This window comes from Entomobacter blattae (assembly GCF_014672835.1).
In the GTDB taxonomy this organism is placed as follows: domain Bacteria; phylum Pseudomonadota; class Alphaproteobacteria; order Acetobacterales; family Acetobacteraceae; genus Entomobacter; species Entomobacter blattae.
Map to the genome: position 1 here is coordinate 694145 of NZ_CP060244.1, position 16682 is coordinate 710826.

General features: G+C 47.8%; 13 protein-coding genes. 7 read left to right on the plus strand and 6 right to left on the minus strand.

The window, feature by feature from the left end; translation table 11 throughout:
- Positions 1-56: 56 nt before the first annotated feature.
- The 3 genes from cobN to JGUZn3_RS03195 all read right to left on the minus strand — a co-directional run bounded on the left by cobN (position 57) and on the right by JGUZn3_RS03195 (position 5058).
- Complete coding sequence (gene cobN / locus JGUZn3_RS03185) at positions 57-3482, minus strand: cobaltochelatase subunit CobN (protein ID WP_203414288.1); 3426 nt, start codon at positions 3480-3482, stop codon at positions 57-59.
- 63 nt (positions 3483-3545) lie between these two features.
- Entirely contained in the window at positions 3546-4577 is a 1032-nt protein-coding gene (gene cobW, locus JGUZn3_RS03190; protein WP_203414289.1) for a cobalamin biosynthesis protein CobW, read from the minus strand.
- A 67-nt stretch (positions 4578-4644) separates the two neighbouring features.
- A complete protein-coding gene (locus tag JGUZn3_RS03195) occupies positions 4645-5058 on the minus strand; it encodes a DUF1636 domain-containing protein (protein ID WP_203414290.1) in 414 nt (137 codons plus the stop codon).
- A gap of 205 nt (positions 5059-5263) precedes the next feature.
- On the opposite strand from JGUZn3_RS03195, the gene cobU reads away from it, so the two are divergent.
- The 4 genes from cobU to JGUZn3_RS03215 all read left to right on the plus strand — a co-directional run bounded on the left by cobU (position 5264) and on the right by JGUZn3_RS03215 (position 9133).
- Positions 5264-5767 (plus strand): bifunctional adenosylcobinamide kinase/adenosylcobinamide-phosphate guanylyltransferase, encoded by a 504-nt coding sequence (cobU, locus tag JGUZn3_RS03200; RefSeq protein ID WP_203414291.1) that lies wholly within the window; start codon positions 5264-5266, stop codon positions 5765-5767.
- A 62-nt stretch (positions 5768-5829) separates the two neighbouring features.
- Positions 5830-6423, plus strand: a complete 594-nt coding sequence (gene cobO / locus JGUZn3_RS03205) for a cob(I)yrinic acid a,c-diamide adenosyltransferase (protein ID WP_238996880.1) — start codon at positions 5830-5832, stop codon at positions 6421-6423.
- A gap of 14 nt (positions 6424-6437) precedes the next feature.
- Positions 6438-7928 carry a cobyric acid synthase gene (locus JGUZn3_RS03210; protein WP_203414777.1) on the plus strand — a complete coding sequence of 497 codons (1491 nt, stop codon included), beginning with the start codon at positions 6438-6440 and terminating at the stop codon, positions 7926-7928.
- Positions 7929-8032: 104 nt separating this feature from the next.
- On the plus strand, positions 8033-9133 hold the full coding sequence (locus JGUZn3_RS03215; RefSeq protein ID WP_203414293.1) for an ABC transporter substrate-binding protein: 1101 nt from the start codon (positions 8033-8035) through the stop codon (positions 9131-9133).
- A gap of 58 nt (positions 9134-9191) precedes the next feature.
- On the opposite strand, the gene JGUZn3_RS03220 is transcribed toward JGUZn3_RS03215, so the two are convergent.
- A complete protein-coding gene (locus JGUZn3_RS03220; protein WP_203414294.1) occupies positions 9192-9353 on the minus strand; it encodes a hypothetical protein in 162 nt (53 codons plus the stop codon).
- A 332-nt stretch (positions 9354-9685) separates the two neighbouring features.
- On the opposite strand from JGUZn3_RS03220, the gene JGUZn3_RS03225 reads away from it, so the two are divergent.
- The 3 genes from JGUZn3_RS03225 (at position 9686) to JGUZn3_RS03235 (ending at position 14162) form a co-directional block, all read left to right on the plus strand.
- Positions 9686-10696, plus strand: coding sequence for a FecCD family ABC transporter permease (locus tag JGUZn3_RS03225; protein ID WP_203414295.1), 1011 nt, complete (start codon positions 9686-9688; stop codon positions 10694-10696).
- A 1-nt stretch (position 10697) separates the two neighbouring features.
- A complete protein-coding gene (locus tag JGUZn3_RS03230) occupies positions 10698-11429 on the plus strand; it encodes an ABC transporter ATP-binding protein (RefSeq protein ID WP_238996881.1) in 732 nt (243 codons plus the stop codon).
- Positions 11430-11762: 333 nt separating this feature from the next.
- Positions 11763-14162, plus strand: coding sequence for a TonB-dependent receptor (locus JGUZn3_RS03235; protein ID WP_203414296.1), 2400 nt, complete (start codon positions 11763-11765; stop codon positions 14160-14162).
- A 230-nt stretch (positions 14163-14392) separates the two neighbouring features.
- Here the strand turns inward: JGUZn3_RS03235 and JGUZn3_RS03240 are convergent, their stop codons facing one another.
- Together JGUZn3_RS03240 and bluB are read right to left on the minus strand one after the other, a co-directional pair.
- Positions 14393-15892 carry a DUF6056 family protein gene (locus JGUZn3_RS03240; RefSeq protein ID WP_203414297.1) on the minus strand — a complete coding sequence of 500 codons (1500 nt, stop codon included), beginning with the start codon at positions 15890-15892 and terminating at the stop codon, positions 14393-14395.
- A gap of 146 nt (positions 15893-16038) precedes the next feature.
- Positions 16039-16677 carry a 5,6-dimethylbenzimidazole synthase gene (bluB, locus tag JGUZn3_RS03245; RefSeq protein WP_203414298.1) on the minus strand — a complete coding sequence of 213 codons (639 nt, stop codon included), beginning with the start codon at positions 16675-16677 and terminating at the stop codon, positions 16039-16041.
- Positions 16678-16682: the final 5 nt, after the last annotated feature.

Sequence of the window (16682 nt, forward strand, 5' to 3'; positions counted from 1 at the left end):
CCTGAACTGATCGATCAATCATAACCTGAAAGGTATAGGCAGGGATACGATTTTGATCATTCCTGATCAGAAAAATAAGCGAGGATACTGTTTTGGTGTGGGTGCCATAGCCCCTTTTTAATCGCCAGAAGGAAGGCGTTCTGCATGGTGGTAGCAGCTTTTGGGTTATGGGTTTTTAGAAATTCCTTTACGTTGTCATTGCCGAGAGTGGCCTTGAAAACCAGGGTAAATTGTTCATCAAATCGGTCGGGGAGAAGAGTTGCAAATTGGAGTAATACCGTAAGCGGGCGGCTGATTTCTGAAGCCCCTCTATAGCTATGGTCCATCATGGCGTTAATCCATACGGGGTTGGCTGCTCGCCCGCGAACAATCCGGCGGATCTCTTCAGCCAACAGGCGGATTCGTGGAGAATGCGGGTGGGAAGTATCTGCCAGATAGAATGGGATATCCGCGTTTCCCACGGTATGGGCTGCTGCCATCATACCGCCTTCGTGTGTGGCATAGTCTGTATGATCCAATAGGTCGCTTTCAGCATGATCCTGGCTGTGAAGAAGCATATCAGCTTGCTTTAGCCTTTGGGAAAGGCCTTGAATATCGGGTTGGGGAGCCTGGTTTTTACTGTAAGCATAGGCTGAATGGGCTAGCCACGCCTGTCCTTGAGTGTGTTGTGTGGTTTCTTCTGTAAGGGTGGGATCAATCCCAGAGCCGTACTGGCTGGGAGCAGTACTAAAAATACGTGCAAAAGGGGCTGACTGGCCTGCGGTCTGAAAGTAGGGGTTCCAGTCAGAGCCATCATCATGCTGACAAAGGGCTGTTACGGCTTGCTCAAAGAGGGCGAGTTGAGCCTCAAATGTGTCTCTAAACAGGCCGGAAACCCGTAAGGTCACATCAACCCGAGGGCGGTTTAGATAGGCTAGGGGTATAATATCAAACCGGTTTATCCGGCGTGAGTGCTGGTCCCATAGGGGTTTTATTCCCATAAAAATAAAAGCCAGTGCCAGGTCTTCGCCGCCTGTACGCAATGTAGGGCTTGCCCATATATCGATGACTGTCTTTCTCAGATAATCGCCTTTCTCCTGCATGTAGCGTTGCAGAAGGGTTTGAGCTGTAGCCTCAGCGAGTGTGTAGGCTGCTTGGGATGGGAGGCCACGAGGATCAACAGTATAAAGGTTGCGCCCGGTAGGGAGGACATCAGCCCGGCCACGGGTGGGTGCCCCAGCGGGGCCCGGTTGAATGAACTCCCCATTCAGGGCTGCCAGCAACGCTGTGGTTTCTGCTGCAGGAGAGGCTTCTAGTCGATGTTCAATAACATTTTTTTCCAGGGGGCTGTTTTGGGAAATGGCGGTAAGCAAGGCTGCCTGCTGGGTAGGGGGCTGGCCAAACACATGTAAACCAAGGCGAATTTGCAGGTCTTTAATATCGCACAAATAGGCATCCAGCCGACTTAGGGCCACATCGTCTTCCAGAAGGCTTCGATCGATTCCACTTTCACGCAGAAGGCCCATGGTTTCAGCCTTATTGAGAATATCTGCCCGTAACATGTCCATACGGCGATGGTCTAGGCCATCAGCTTCGGCGTAATCATCAATCATGCTTTCCAGAATAGCCGCCTCGTCATGGTGACCAGCACTTTGAATGGGAGGGGTAAGATGGCCAATGATCACAGCATTTAACCGGCGTTTTGCACAGGCGGCTTCCCCAGGGTTGTTAACAATGAAAGGGTAGATAATAGGTAACCCCTTAAGAAGGCTTTGAGGGAAGCAGTGGCTGGAAAGGGCTGCGGCCTTACCGGGTAGCCATTCCAGGGTTCCATGGGTGCCCAATTGAACAAGCCCTTGCACGCCTTGCTGGGATAACAACCATAAATAACAGGCCAGATAGGTATGGCAAGGAGGGGTATCGGGGTCATGGTAAAGGGCTTTTCGATCGGTATGGGCGGGGTTGCGGTCAGGCTGAATAAGGCAGGTGATGTGACCAGTCTGAATAAAGCGTAAATGAAAAGACCCGTTTATGGCTTCGGCTTCCGGTGGGCCCCAGTGTTGGAGCACGGTGTCTTGTAAGAGAAGGGGAAGGGTTTTAAACAGCGGGTTATATTCTTCTATGGAGAGAAAGGCTTGGGCCGGTTCATGACATAGAGCTTGGATAAGGGTCTCTGTTTCTGGCAGGGGGGCGGAAAGTGTATAACCTGCCCCTTGTAAAGTCGCCAGTAAGGAGGAGAGGCTTGCAAAGCTATCTAACCCCACAGCATGGCCTTTCTGGCCTTCAATACCGGGATAGTCAGAAAGGATAATGCCGATTTTTCGTTTGTGAGGGGGCGTTTTTCGGAGGAGGCACCATTTTTTTGCCTGCTCTACAGTTTGCCTTATACCAGGAAGGTAAGGGGCATTGAAGGCAAGCCCGTTATGCTCGGTTTTAAAAGAAATAGCTGTGCCGGCAAGCCTTCCATCCAGTTCGGGCAGCACAAGTTGCATGGCCATATCGGTTTGGGAGAGGCCTCGATAGCTTTTTTGCCACAATTCTTCGGTGTTTAAAGGTTGGAAGAGCTGGATAACAGGGCAATTGGCTGCTTCGAGGGGGGAGTTTGCAAAGTGATCATCGCGGCTGGCAAAAAAGGTGGCGTTAAGGATAATGTCAGGCTTGAGCTTGGCCAGATGTTCGGCAATAAAATGGCGAACTGTCAGATCTTTGAGGCTAGAAACAAAACAGGCCAAAACGCCAAACCCTTCTTCTTTCAAGGTTTCAAGCAGGCAATCTATGGCCTTATGGTCGCCAGACAGCAGATGGGAACGATAGAAAATCACACAAGCTATTGAGTGGCAGCCCTGAAAGGAGAGCGGATCAGGAGGGGAAAGGGAAAGGGGGTAAAAGCCACAAGCAGGAAAGAGGTTTGCTGTTGTTAGAATTTGAGAGATCTTGCGATGATCAGAGATGTAAGGAGTATCTTGGGATAAAGCAGTTGGGGATAAAGCTGCGACTGACCCTATATGGGCTACTGATTGCGCAAGAGTGAAGGCTAAATCCATATTGGTTGCCCCCCCTTGATGGAAATAAGCGGCAAAGGCGTTGCTGAGATAAGGGGGGGCTGTATTATATTCCAGCAAGCTGAGCGCTGCCTCGGCCTCCTCTCCTCCTTCACCGGAAATAATAATAAGGGGGATATCTGCTTTCTGGCATATAGCTCGACATTCCTCAAGCCCATAGCGCCAGTATTCGACCCCTCCTAACAGACGAATAATGATACAACGGGCATGAGTAAGGGTTTTTTCTACATACAGATCAATGGAAAGGGGGTGGCGCAAACGGGCCAGCGGTACACAGCGGGCAGAAGGGGTTTGGGTCGTAGAACGTTTTATTGCCCCATTAAAGGCAATCAGGTCACTATCGGAAAAAGAGAGAAATACAATATCGGTAGGGGAATGTTCTAGATCTTCCGCCTGGGCCTGTTCATCAAGGCTTACGCGTTCTCGCCTAAGAAGATGCATGGAAAAACCCTATCCATTTAAGAGGAGTAGGCCATTGAGTAAGAAAAGTAAGCCATTGGAGCATCAGCTCAAAGCCTTGCGGATTGTATCGATATCCAGCCCTTTTTGCCCAATAATAATCAGCTGGCCGTTTTGTGGAATGGTGGGCTCCCAGGGAGTATCATAGTGATAATCAAAACGTTCGCCAACACCTTGCAAGGCCAACCGTAAGGGTTTGTCTTTCACAGCCAGAAAACCTTTGATACGTAAAATATCATGACGAGCCGAAAGGGCTTTGAGCTGGTTAATCAATTCCTCTGGGGTGGTAATGGAAGGAATATGGAGGATATGGCTTTCAAAATCATCATGTTCATGGGCACCATCCTCAGCATCATGGTGAGAGGGGCGCGCTAATAGGTCATCTTCTGCTGCAGCATTGAGCCCTAAAAGTACGGAAGTGGGTAATGTGCCATCTGCCGTTGTAACAATTTTTACACTTCGGGGGGTTTGGGTTTGAATCTGCTCCTTCAGGGCTTGAACGTTCTTTTCAGAAAGCTTGCTGGTTTTGTTCAAAATCACAAGATCGGCAGCAAGGATCTGATCTTCGAACACTTCAGCCAAAGGGTTGTCATGATCAAGGGAGGGATCTGCTGCTTGTTGTTGAGCCACGGCTTCTGGGTTATCGGCAAATCGGCCTGCGACAACGGCTGGAGCATCCACAACAGTGATGACCCCATCAACTGTCAGGCGGTTTTTAACGTCGGGCCAGTTAAAGGCCTTGATCAAGGGCTTGGGCAAAGCCAGGCCAGAGGTTTCAATAACAATATGATGGGGGGGATTCGGGCGGTTGATAAGGGCTTGCATGGCTGGTAAAAAATCATCAGCTACGGTGCAACAGAGGCACCCATTGGCCAGCTCAACAATATCATCTTCTGTACACCCTGCAATGTTGCAGGATTTAAGGGTTTCGCCATCAATACCCAAAGAGCCAAATTCATTAACAATAACGGCAATATGTCGGCCTTCACTATGTTCAAGCACATGGCGGAGAAGAGTGGTTTTGCCAGCACCCAGGAAACCGGTAACAATCGTAGCAGGAATACGGGAGAGGGTCATGGTGAAGGGCCTTTTGTTAAAAAATGGGAGACAAAGCGATAGGGTGATATTTTATGGCGTAAAAGAGTTATGACGTAAAATAGTCTGGGGTTTTTTCCTCAGGAGGGTAAGGGGGGATACGCCCCAACACCATATCTTTTAAGCTTGCCGGGCGTTTTGAGGGGAGCACCAGCCCCGTTTTTGAATGGGCATACAGGTCTGCATATGTCAGCAGGTCTTCTGCAAGGCTTACCTTGAGCCGCCCCAACAGATAGGACCACTTACCCCGCATGCTTATGCTGGCACTGCAGCCTGTGTTACAAACCCCAAGACATTTTACAGCCTGGAGATGGCAGGAGGGCTTTAGGGTTTTGAGGTGGTCTTGGAGGGCAGTGTAAAGTTTTTCGCCTTCCGTGGGCGTAAGGGTAACAGGTGTTGGGGAGATACGGCATGTAGAGCAAATGCTGAGTAGGGGGAGTATACGAGAAGGGGTGGAAGGCATTGGTGGGGTTTTTCTGATGATGTGGTTGGGCTTTAAAGCTGATAATATTGTGTATATACCAGCTTTGGAAAGGAGATTCTTCAAGAAAATTTTCAGAGAAGAATCTTGGGACAGGTAAAGATAGAGTCTCAAGAAAGGAAAAGGGGAGAGGGGTGTTCTCTTATAGCCCCTTCATCCATAACGTCCCTATTAAGGAGAGGAAACTGTGTTACATCTGGTTTTAGGCGGTGCCCGTTCAGGTAAAACCCGGTATGCTCTGAAATGTGTTCAACAAGAGCCACCTCCTTGGTACTATCTGGCTACAGCACAGCCTCTGGACGCGGAAATGCAGCACCGTATCGCCCTGCACCAACAGGAAAGGGGTGAGCAATGGCGCCACTTGGAGGTGCCTTTCCATTTGGCTGCAACCTTGCAGGAAAATCTTCTGGGGCCCCTGGTTGTTGATTGTATGACAATGTGGCTTACCAATATGATGTTGCAGGGTTATGATGTAGCTGCTGAAAAACGCCACGTTCTGCACGCTCTCGAAAGGGCTGGGAAAAGACAGCATGTGGTGGTGGTCTCTAACGAGGTGGGGCTGGGTATTGTGCCAGAAAATGCCTTGGCACGGCGCTTTCGTGATGAAGCAGGCCTACTTAATCAAGAGCTTGCCCAAATAGCCGATCATGTTGTGCTAATAGCGGCAGGTCTGCCCTTAGTGCTTAAATAAACTTAAGAAAAGCTGAGAGAGTAAAAACCCGGGGTGGCTTAATGGGGGAAGGAAGACAGGGAATGGACAATACGCACCAGAAAAAAATGCAAAAGCGCAAGGAACTATATGAGAAAAAGGTTCTGGCACGGCAAGAAAAACGCGGGCTTTTCATGATCAATACTGGCAAGGGAAAAGGAAAATCCAGCGCTGCCTTTGGCCTGGCCCTGCGGATGATTGGGCATGGTCGTAAGGTTGGGGTGGTGCAGTTTATTAAAGGGGCATGGCAAACAGGAGAACGCAAAGCCTTTTCCCATTGGGGGGACCTGGTGGAGTGGCATACGCTGGGGGAGGGATTTACATGGGAGACACAGGATAAAGAGCGTGATATTGTGTCATGCCAGAATGCCTGGAACACGGCTCTTCGTCTTTTACAGGATGAGAGCCTGTCTTTACTCATTCTTGATGAGTTAAATATTGCCCTTCGCTATCATTATCTGGATGTTCATGCTGTCGTAAGGGCGATCATGGCAAGGCCTGCTGGCCTTAGCGTTGTTGTAACAGGGCGTAATGCCCCTGTAGAGCTGGTAGCAGAAGCCGATACCGTGACAGAGATGGATAATATCCGCCATCATGCGCAAAATGGTGTTATGGCTCAGGAGGGAATTGAGTATTGAAAACCCCTGCTCTTATGTTTCAAGGCACTGGCTCGAATGTTGGTAAGTCTGTTTTACTGGCAGGTCTTGCGCGTGCCTTTTGGCGCCAAGGAGTGCGGGTTAGGCCTTTTAAACCCCAAAACATGTCCAATAATGCAGCGGTAACGCTTGAAGGAGGGGAAATTGGGCGGGCTCAGGCCTTACAAGCCCAGGCTTGTGGGGTAGAGCCTAGTGTGCATATGAACCCTGTTTTATTAAAGCCGCAAAGTGCAACCGGCTCGCAAATTATTGTTCAAGGCAAAGTTTGGAAAACAGCGCAGGCGCGAGAATATCAGGCCTTAAAGGGGCAGTTGATGGAGTCAGTCATGGAAAGTTTCAGCCTTCTTTCCGCTGAGGCTGATCTTGTGCTGGTTGAAGGGGCTGGTTCGGCTTCTGAAATTAACTTGCGTCAGTACGATATTGCCAATATGGGGTTTGCCCAGCAGGCAGGGCTTGGTGTTGTGTTGGTGGGTGATATCGATCGAGGGGGCGTTATTGCCAGCCTGGTTGGAACCCACACAGTGTTACCAGTGGCAGATCGTAGCCGGATTAAAGGTTTTATTGTCAATCGTATGCGGGGGGATGTAACTTTATTTGACGAAGGGATAAAAAGCATTGCGCATTATACCGGTTGGCCAGCCTTAGGGCTTGTGCCTTATTATGAGGCATTACAGTTTTTACCTGCAGAAGACAGCTTGGATTTTATGGCCCGTGCACAAGACTATTCCGTGGCCAATCACGCGACAGATCGGGACCTGCTCAAGATTGTTATACCGGTTTTGCCAGGGATTTCCAATGTTGATGATTATGACCCTCTGATTTACGAATCTGGCGTGCAGGTAACTTTTCTGCAAAAGGAAATGCCTTTTCCCAAAGCCGATGTTATTCTTCTTCCCGGTTCAAAAACCACTCAGCATGACCTCTCCGTTTTACGTCAATATGGTTGGGATAAAGCCATTGATGCCCACTATCAGCAAGGGGGGAAAGTGTTTGGGATTTGTGGCGGTTACCAGATATTGGGAAAAGTCATTGCAGACCCTTATGGTGTAGAGGCAGGCTCAGCAACGGTAGAAGGCCTGGGCCTGCTCGATGTTAACACAGAGTTTTCTTTCCATAAGCAGCTTAGGGTTGTTTCAGCTACTGCACAACGGCCCTTGGCTCCCTCAGTTTTCCAAGCTTATGAGATGCATATGGGGCACACACAGGGCAGCGACACTCAAAGGCCATTTGCTCTTGTGAGCGGGCAAAAGCCTGATGGCGCCTGGTCAGCCTGTGGGCGCGTAGGGGGGTGTTATCTTCATGGTTTGTTTGCAGATACCACAATTCGGCATGCCTTGTTACATCTTTGGGCCGAAGGCAATTTTCATGGGGATAACGTTTTTCATTATCACGATAAAATAGAGGATGTGCTAAACGGTTGGGCAACTCATTTGGAACGTCATGTGGATTTGGGGCAGATATGGGCTTTGGCCCAAGCCAGTGATTAAGGGATACCACTGATTAAGGGATAAAGGAGCGGCTATAGATGAAAGGGGAAAGGGTATGGTGAAAGGAGTAACGGGTGTTAAGCAGGCATAAGGTGCTTTTTTTTATGGGGATAATAGCCTTAAGTCATGGTCCTGCCAGGGCAGCAAGTCTGCCCGAAAGCTCCAACACATCATCGCAAACCAGGCATGAAACATCTAAGCCAGAGCACACCTCTCCTGCCCAGGGCCAGCCGTTGGGAGAAAAGCGAGAGATCCAGGATCAAACAGGGCATTCTATTATTCTGCCACCAGGGGTGATAACCCGCTATGCAGATTTATGGTTTGCCCATAATGAAACCCTGATCATGCTGGATGGTGCAGATCACATTGTGGCAACGGTGAACAAACCCTCTTCTGTACCATGGATGTTTTATGTGGCCCCGGCCCTTTATAAGGCCTACCAGGTGCGTGGGGGGTTGCCGAATGTAGAGGAATTGCTCTTGGCGCAAACTCAGCTTGTTTTTGTTTCTTCCAGTAGTCGGTTTATTTCTTCTGTTTTGCGTAAGGTGGGGCTGAATGTGGTAGAAACAGGCTTTACCAAAGTGAAAGAGCTCAAAGAGTCTGTTAAACTTACGGCCGATGTTATTGGTACTCCCCATGCTTATAATGTAGCCCAGCACTATTTGGATTGGCTGGATTTTACCTTGGCCTCTGTAACGCAGCGGCTTGAAAAACGACCTGACCGCAAACGGTTGAAAATCCTGCATATTCATAGCCTGTCTCCCTTAACAATCGATGGACGCCACACCTTGATTGATACCTGGATCAAACTGGCAGGTGGGGTAAATGCGGCAGATATCTCAGGCAATATGAAACCTGTTACCCTTGAGCAGATCGCCTATTGGGATCCTGATGTGATTATTTTGGAAAACCATGCCGGGAAGATCGATACGAAAAACCTGCAATTGCCCTGGCATTGGTTAAGGGCTGTACGGTTTAATCGAGTTTATAATAACCCCGCTGGTCTTTTTAATTGGGATCGTTATAGCCTGGAATTTCCCCTACAGGTTGTTTGGGCAGCGCGCACATTTTACCCTGAGTTGTTTGAAGGACAGGATTTTAAGAAGATCATGGCAGGGTTTTATCGCACATTTTTTGATGTAGATTTTACGGATACCCAAATAGAGCTTATCCTGAAGGCACAACCTCCTCCGGTATCCCGATAGGGCCATCTTTCAAGGGGCTATAAGGCACGCCTTTAAAACGGTCATTATTGGGAAAATATTATTGGGAAAATGCAGTACCCTCTAAATCAGCAAAAGCTGCGACAAGGGCAATTAAAGGGGCCATACGAGGATCCTTAATGAAGGGTAAAAAATAGGAGAGGGAAAACCCATTGTGCTGAGGTGCGAAGGAAACGAGGGAGGGGTGGAAAAGCAGAGTCATAGTGGGCCTTCTACCAAAGCCCTGCAGGCTGAATGAAGTTTATAGGGAAATGGGGCCTTTGGGCCTGGCTATTCTCCTAAAAATTTTCTGGCAAAAATTTTTTAGCAAAGATTTTCTGGTTAGAAATGTTCCATAGAGAAGCGAAAGCGGGAAATTAAATAGCCATTAAACAGCAGAAAACAGAGAGAAATTGATCAAAAATTTATCAAAAAGAACCTCGTAAAATTGGGACGTGTAAAATAGGAATGGGTAAAATCCTTTTTGTGGTGTATCGCTAAAGCATAACAAGCTTGTAAGCGGCTTTGTGTTTAGGATGGATAGAGAAAAGAGTTATGTTTCATACTCGTCTTTTTATAGCGGTCAGCTGTGTGCTGATTATAGCGATGTTCTTATGCTTGTTGGTGGGGCGCTATCCGGTCACTGTATCAGAGTTAATGGGGGCCTTGTGGCACTCTCCCGTTCAGAATTTTTCTGCAAAGGCCGGTCTTGTTTACAGTTTGGTTCATTCTGTGCGTCTCCCCAGGGTATTGGGGGCCGTGTTGATAGGGGCTGCCCTTGGGGTTTCAGGGGGGGCTTACCAGGCGGTTTTTCGTAATCCGCTGGTTTCTCCAGGAATGCTTGGGGTTTTGAGCGGGGCTGGGTTTGGGGCTGCTTTAGCCATTATCTTCAGGGGTGATGGCGCAATGATAGGGGCTTCAGCCTTTATCGGCGGAATTGCAGCTGCAGGGATGGGAATAACCATTGCCCGTATTTTTAACCCATATTCTATTATGATGCTTATTTTTGGGGGGCTTGTCAGCTCAGCGTTTTTTACAGCCCTTCTCTCCCTCTTAAAATTTATCGCTGATCCTCAAGGCCAGTTGCCAGACATTGTCTTCTGGCTTTTAGGGACTCTTGCGCGGCTGGATATGGCCCAAGTTCAGTGGCTATTTGTGCCCGTCATTGGCAGTATTGCCGTTCTCTCATTTTCAGGAAAATATCTTGATGCCCTGGCAATGGGCGATGAAGAGGCCGCCTCCCTCGGGGTTCCTGTGGTGATGACGAGAATGGCTGTCATCATTTTAGCGACCATACTTGCTGCCATGACCGTTTCACTTGTGGGTATTATTGGGTGGGTGGGTTTGATTGTTCCGCATATTGCCCGTTTTATGGTAGGGCCTGTGAATCGCCATGTTATTCCTATGAGTGCGTTAGTGGGTGGAATTTTTTTGCTGGTCTGCGATACGGTCGCGCGAGATTTCTCCAGCCAGGAAATTCCCATTGGCATTATGACTGACCTGATAGGGGTAATGGTGTTTTTAGTGATTATACGTTTTACATCGGTGAAGTGGGATAGGGGATAAAATGGAGGAACAACACGCAGCCCTTATGCAGGTTCAGGCCGTATCGTGTGATCTGGAGCACATTTCCGTGCTGAGAGAGGTTTCCTTCTCTCTTCAAAAGGGAGAGATGGTGGGGTTATTGGGAGCTAATGGGGCGGGTAAAACCACCTTGATGCGCCTTATTTTAGGATTTATACGCCCCCTTTCAGGAGAGATCTTTCTTGCCGGCCAACATTTAAAACACTATTCTCGTCGGGCGTTAGCCCAATTGATTGCTTATGTACCCCAAGGGCACTACGCCATGTTTCCTTATAGGGTTATAGATGTGGTGCTTATGGGGAATTTACCCCGAGAATCCTTTTGGTATTCGGCTTCGTCTGCCCTTGTTGAAGAAGCCCAGCTTGTCCTGGAAAAGCTCTCGATTGGGGATTTAACCTACCGGAGATATACAACTCTTTCTGGCGGCCAACGGCAAAGTGTTCTTCTGGCTCGTGCCTTATTGCAAAAAGCGCCCCTGCTGGTGCTAGATGAGCCTGAAACGGGACTGGATTATGGCCAGCAGCAAAGGTTATATATTTTGTTAAGGCAGTTAACTGCGGAAGGATATTGTATTTTCGCAACAACTCATGACCCCCTTCGCGCTCGTCAGGTTTTCCAACGGGCGATCTTGTTACAAAATAAAACCATTCTGTGTGATGGGCCGGTCTCTACGGCTTTATCAGACAGGCTTATAGAAAAGCTTTATCAGCGATAGGTCTTTAGGATTCCTCTGAAAGAAAAAGCATAACATTTTCGCAACACTTTAAGAAAAGTTTTTGAACTCTTCCCAGAAATCAACTCCATAAAATTTAAAAATAAGTATAAATAATAAGGGTTTCGGTGGTTTCTGTTAAAACAATGTCCTCTTGTGAATGAGCAGTCAGAATTTTAGAGGAGAAACAGGCTGCCCTTTTTAGAAAAAACATTCTAGAAAGACTCCCATTCTTTTTGAGTTTATTCTTACTTTATGGGTTTAATTGTAACTGTTCTTTGAAATTCAATTCCGTGGCTTGGTCATAAAAATAAGAGAGATAAAAGGGCATCTCCTATGGGAAAAAGTGAAATAAAATCGCTGATATTAGGCAGTTTTACGGTAACGTCTTTTTCGGTTTTTCCTCTTTCTGCTGCTTGGGTCAGCGCTTGGGCCCAGCCCGGAAGCCAAACAGTACAAGCAGGTGCGAAGAGCTCACCCATTGTAGGTTCTACGCGACCGCTCTCGCCACAAACTCCCAAAACTCTCAATTCTAAGGCGGCGGCTACTACCCCTTCCAAAAACTCTTTCAGGCCCAAAAGCCTAGCCCAAAAGCCATCTGGTCAGTCCAGACCAGTCAACGCTTCCTCTTCTCTGCCTGTCAGTAATAAACAAGGCGGGGCATCAGAGCAGGTCACCATAGAGGCACAACGCCCAGCAGCTGGCTTGGCAGCCCAATATGCCAAACCGGAAGTGACCTTGGGCCCCTTGGGAACGGTAAAGGTGGTGGATACTCCTTATTCCATCATGTCTATTTCGCATGATGTTCTGGTGAACCAACAGGCCCGGAATGTTAATGATTTGTTTAAGTATCTCCCTTCTGTTCAGCTAGAAGCCCGGGGAGATATTAATACCAGCCGTCCGCAAAGCCGTGGTTTTGAGTCCGATGTTTCAGCCAATAGCCGTATTGATGGGCTGAATATGATCACAACCACGCCTTATGCTGCAGAAAGTATTGAGAGTATTGATGTATTAAACGGGTTATCGGGGGCGTTATATGGGCCGCAAAATCCGGCAGGCATGTTTTTATATAACCTTAAGCGCCCCACGGATAAAATGATCAATCGGGCAACGTTTGCTGTTGATTCGATTTCCACTTTTATGGAAACGGTCGATGCTTCAGGTCGTGCAGGGGAGAATAACTGGTTTGGCTACCGACTTAACCTGCTGAATGCTGGGAATGGAACCGGCTATGTTCGCCATAGCTGGTTGCGTCGTACCCTGGTTATGGGAGATTTTGATATCCGCCTTTCTCCCGATACGGTGATTGAAATTGATGCGGGCCAATATAACTATGCTCAACGCGGGTTTGCTGCAGCCCTGAGTTATAGCGGAACGATAGATTTACCCTCAGCACCCGATATCACTAAACCAGGGTTTGGGCAGGATTACGCAGGCTTTAATACAGAAACCAATATGGCACTGGCCAAGATCAAGCACAAGATTAATGAGGACTGGAACCTGACATTAGGTGGCCTTTACCAGAATGCCTATAGGCAGGTTTTTTCTAATACCAATACCCTTCTTAATAACGAGGGGCTTTATCGGCAAGGAATTTCAGCCGCCGCAACGGCTAAAAATTTTCGTTTGGGCAGTAACTTGGCTTATATTAATGGTCATGTGAAGACTGATTTTATCAAGCATGATCTGGTCTTGGGAACGAACGGCTATATTATGGGCAATTATAACCCAACCGTAGGTCAAAGTTTTATTTTGGGCCAGGCTACGCTTGATAATCCCATACGTTTTCCTGGTCAGCAGCCATATTTTTCAGGCAACTATCAGTCTGCTGTGCAGCAACAGCAATCGTTAATTGCTGGTGATATTTTGCATTTTAACGAACATTGGGCTGTCCAGGGGACTTTTAGCTGGAGTTGGCTGTCCAGTACAAATTTTAATAAAACCGACCAAAAAACAGCTTCTTATGGTCGGGCAGGTGCTTTTAGCCCAACAACCAGCCTTATTTTTAAACCCGAGAAAGATAAAACATTTTATTTTACCTGGGCACGGAGTATTCAGCCTGGTTCTGTAGCACCAGCTGGTGCGGTAAATGCGAGTGATTTTACCCCTCCTCTAAAAAGTGAGGAATATGAGATAGGGTATAAAATGGTGTTTGAAGACCGCCTGAATTTAAATGTTGCAGCCTTTCGGGCTACGCGGGATGCCCCTTTTACAGACCCAGACACCAGAATTTATGGCGTATATGGTGTACAGCGTAACTATGGGGTGGAGTTTCAGGCTTCTGGTAAAATTACTAACCAGCTTTCTGTTCTTGGAGGTGTAACTTGGTTAGATCCGCAGTTGGGAAAAACACAAAGCCCCTTGACTTCGCATAAGGAGGTGGTGGGCGTACCCCCTGTTCAGGCGGCCATGTTGCTGGATTATCATTTTGAAAAACACACCCCCCTTGAAGGGCTTGGGGTGAATGTTGGTATGCATTATACCGACCGTAGGGCTGCTAATGTGTACAATACCACGTATGCTGCGGGCTATTTTACGCTGGATTTAGGGGCCCGTTATGCTTTTGCTGTAGAGAAAGTACCCTTTGTTGCCCGTTTTACGGTGAATAATGTTGCCAATAGGCACTATTATGCTTCTGTCTATCCTAACAGTGTTAATGGAGATACCACAGCGACCAATAGTGCAGTAGTGGGGTTACCCCGTACCCTTTTTGGCTCATTAAGTGCAGAATTTTAAGGGGTACCCCTAGAAAGTTTCAACAGAAAGTTTCAACAAAGAGATTGTCAATACGGGTTAGTTCCGAGGGACAGATGTTCCCCAAATTTATGTTTCGCATACGGGTAGGACACTTTTAGCAAACGCCTTATCGGATATTACCGTCTCAACCTTAAGGTTTCAACAAAGGCAGCAGGTAGGGGCCGATCTAATGGGTGGGAGTTATTCTCGAACAGGACTCTCTTCGTTGCTTAGGGCAGTGGGGATGATTGCTTAGGGGAGGAAACTTTTATGGAGTGAAGGGTATAAACCTTGGCAAAGCATCGGTTTATCCAATGTTCGGGGTCGGGGGAGAGGCCCATAAAAACCTTATCTTTTCTAAAAAGCAGGCGCTTGTGTCGGGGACCAATAGTTTGATCTGGCAGGGTTACATCATTGTTGGTCTGCGTGTGGGCCTGCATGTTGGCTTGGGCGAGATGAAGGGAAAGGATAAGGTTTTTGTGGAATCTGGCCGTCTCGTTTATATCTTTTTGGCTTTGATAGAGATGCCCTCCCCATAAAAGACAGATGACAATGCTCAGGGGGAGGGGGAAGGTAACCTGTTGGTTTTGATCAGGTTGCTGTAATAACCCGTAAAGCACGCTGAGCAGATAGCAGATTAGAAAGAGGCTTGCTGGAAAGGAAACCCTAGAAGCCAGGGCAGAGCGGGGAAGGGCTAGCAGGAGCAGTAAGTAGACGATAGCGCAGGCCCCAAAAATCCATCCCTTATGGGTAGTAAGAATTTCTCCCCATGTTAGCCTTTTTTGGGTATGCCTGTAGAGAAAAACCAGGATGGCGAGGGCAATGACGCCGAGCCAGTAAGGATCAAAAAGGCTTCCGGTAAAACCTAAAAGGCCATCAATTCTGTCCCATATGGGGCTGGGAGGGAGGCTTGCTTTGCGTGCAAAATTTCCTGGGGCTGTCAATAATACCAGGCTTCCTGCCCAGTGTCCCAAAAAAATGCTGAGAAAGTAAGGGGCTTTACGGTTGTTTTTTTTAAGAAAAAGCACGCTATAGAAGAATGAAAACAGGAGGGATAAAGGCTCAAGAAACATGGCCACGATGAAGGCGGCTAAAAAAAGGGCAAATGTAAGGAGACTTTTTACTATAAAAAGTTTCCCTCTATGAGAAATGGCGGTACGTTTGAGAGAAAAAGCCTGAGTTGAGGGTCTTAAGCAGAAGGAAATAACAAAAAAGAGAAGCCCGAATTCTCCACTGACAGCCCATAAGTAATTGATCGCTCCTGTTTTCCATAAAACGACTTCCCCTATGGAGCGGCTTAGCCACCAAAGGGCCATCATAATCAACAGGGTAGTGCTGAACCCGTCAATAAATCTTTTGCTCGGCTGGGTATGAGATGCCAGAAAACAGAACCGGCTTATGATGAGAAGCAGGCCGGTAAAAAGGGCAGCATTGAGAATATGAAACCCTATAAGGGAGGAGGCTTGCCCAAGACCTAAAAAAAGAAAGGTCAGGAATGTTGGAGGAAGCCTTCCCGTCCATGTCCAGTATCGTTGCCAGGTGGTGCTGGCATAATCAGTCAGGTTTAAGGGGGCAGTAAAGCAGTAATCATCTCCCCATAAAGGGGTCATCATGTTTGCCCAGAGTGTAAAAAAAAAGCAAAGGGTAAGAGCAGCCCCCTCTCCGAGGATGAAAGGCCTATGCAAAGAAGGAGACCTGGAAAACAGAGAGAAGGGAGAAAAACGGCTCATAGAAGTGAACCTTGTTTGATGAGGTTACGAAGAAGGGGGAGGGGCTAAGAGGGCCTAAAGATCAATAAAACCTGACCTCACATTTCACCAAAGAGAGATTTTATAGCGTAGCGGGGGGTAAAAATGGAGCGTTTTATAAAAATTCTTTAACGCTCTATCCAATTTTTCCATTCCTCGCGCCGGTACTCCCACCCCTTTTCTTCAAGTTCTGGGATATCTTGTTCTATTTTAGGCTTACCCACGCAAAGATAGGCAATAAATTGCCATTCTGGCTTGCTATCAAGTATTTGGCTTACGATGTGTGGATCAAGAATGGAAACCCAGCCTACCCCCACACCATGGGCACGGGCAGCCAGCCAAAAGGTGTAGATGGCCATAACCGTAGAATAGGCAGCTGTTTCAGGCATGGTATGCCGCCCTAAGCCCCGCCCTTGAGAGGGATTTTTTTCGGAAAAAACAGCAAGATGGTGCGGGGCGTCATCCAGGCCTGCCAGTTTGAGCTGGGCGTAATTGGGGGCATCATCTTGGGTTTGTAAACTTAATGCCTCGGCATTGCAGCGCTCGAACTCTGCTCGTATATTCAGGCGTCGCTCTTTGCTTTCCACCTTCATAAAACGCCAGGGTTGGCTAAGCCCTACAGAAGGGGCGGTATTGGCCAGGGCTAGAAGATAATCCAACAGGGCGGGATCCAAAGGTGTTGTAAGAAAATGCCTTACATCCCGGCGCCAATAGAGTAACTCTTCAAGATTTTTTTGGAATTCCTGGGTAAAAACAGGGACAGTCATGATAA

What these genes read in the sequence shown, in the direction of transcription:
- cobN (WP_203414288.1), bottom strand. Translation starts at nt 3,482, where the DNA reads ATGCATCTTCTTAGGCGAGAACGCGTAAGCCTTGATGAACAGGCCCAG.
- cobW (WP_203414289.1), bottom strand. Translation starts at nt 4,577, where the DNA reads ATGACCCTCTCCCGTATTCCTGCTACGATTGTTACCGGTTTCCTGGGT.
- JGUZn3_RS03195 (WP_203414290.1), bottom strand. Translation starts at nt 5,058, where the DNA reads ATGCCTTCCACCCCTTCTCGTATACTCCCCCTACTCAGCATTTGCTCT.
- cobO (WP_238996880.1), top strand. Translation starts at nt 5,830, where the DNA reads ATGGACAATACGCACCAGAAAAAAATGCAAAAGCGCAAGGAACTATAT.
- JGUZn3_RS03210 (WP_203414777.1), top strand. Translation starts at nt 6,438, where the DNA reads ATGTTTCAAGGCACTGGCTCGAATGTTGGTAAGTCTGTTTTACTGGCA.
- JGUZn3_RS03215 (WP_203414293.1), top strand. Translation starts at nt 8,033, where the DNA reads ATGGGGATAATAGCCTTAAGTCATGGTCCTGCCAGGGCAGCAAGTCTG.
- JGUZn3_RS03220 (WP_203414294.1), bottom strand. Translation starts at nt 9,353, where the DNA reads ATGACTCTGCTTTTCCACCCCTCCCTCGTTTCCTTCGCACCTCAGCAC.
- JGUZn3_RS03225 (WP_203414295.1), top strand. Translation starts at nt 9,686, where the DNA reads ATGTTTCATACTCGTCTTTTTATAGCGGTCAGCTGTGTGCTGATTATA.
- JGUZn3_RS03230 (WP_238996881.1), top strand. Translation starts at nt 10,698, where the DNA reads ATGGAGGAACAACACGCAGCCCTTATGCAGGTTCAGGCCGTATCGTGT.
- JGUZn3_RS03235 (WP_203414296.1), top strand. Translation starts at nt 11,763, where the DNA reads ATGGGAAAAAGTGAAATAAAATCGCTGATATTAGGCAGTTTTACGGTA.
- JGUZn3_RS03240 (WP_203414297.1), bottom strand. Translation starts at nt 15,892, where the DNA reads ATGAGCCGTTTTTCTCCCTTCTCTCTGTTTTCCAGGTCTCCTTCTTTG.
- bluB (WP_203414298.1), bottom strand. Translation starts at nt 16,677, where the DNA reads ATGACTGTCCCTGTTTTTACCCAGGAATTCCAAAAAAATCTTGAAGAG.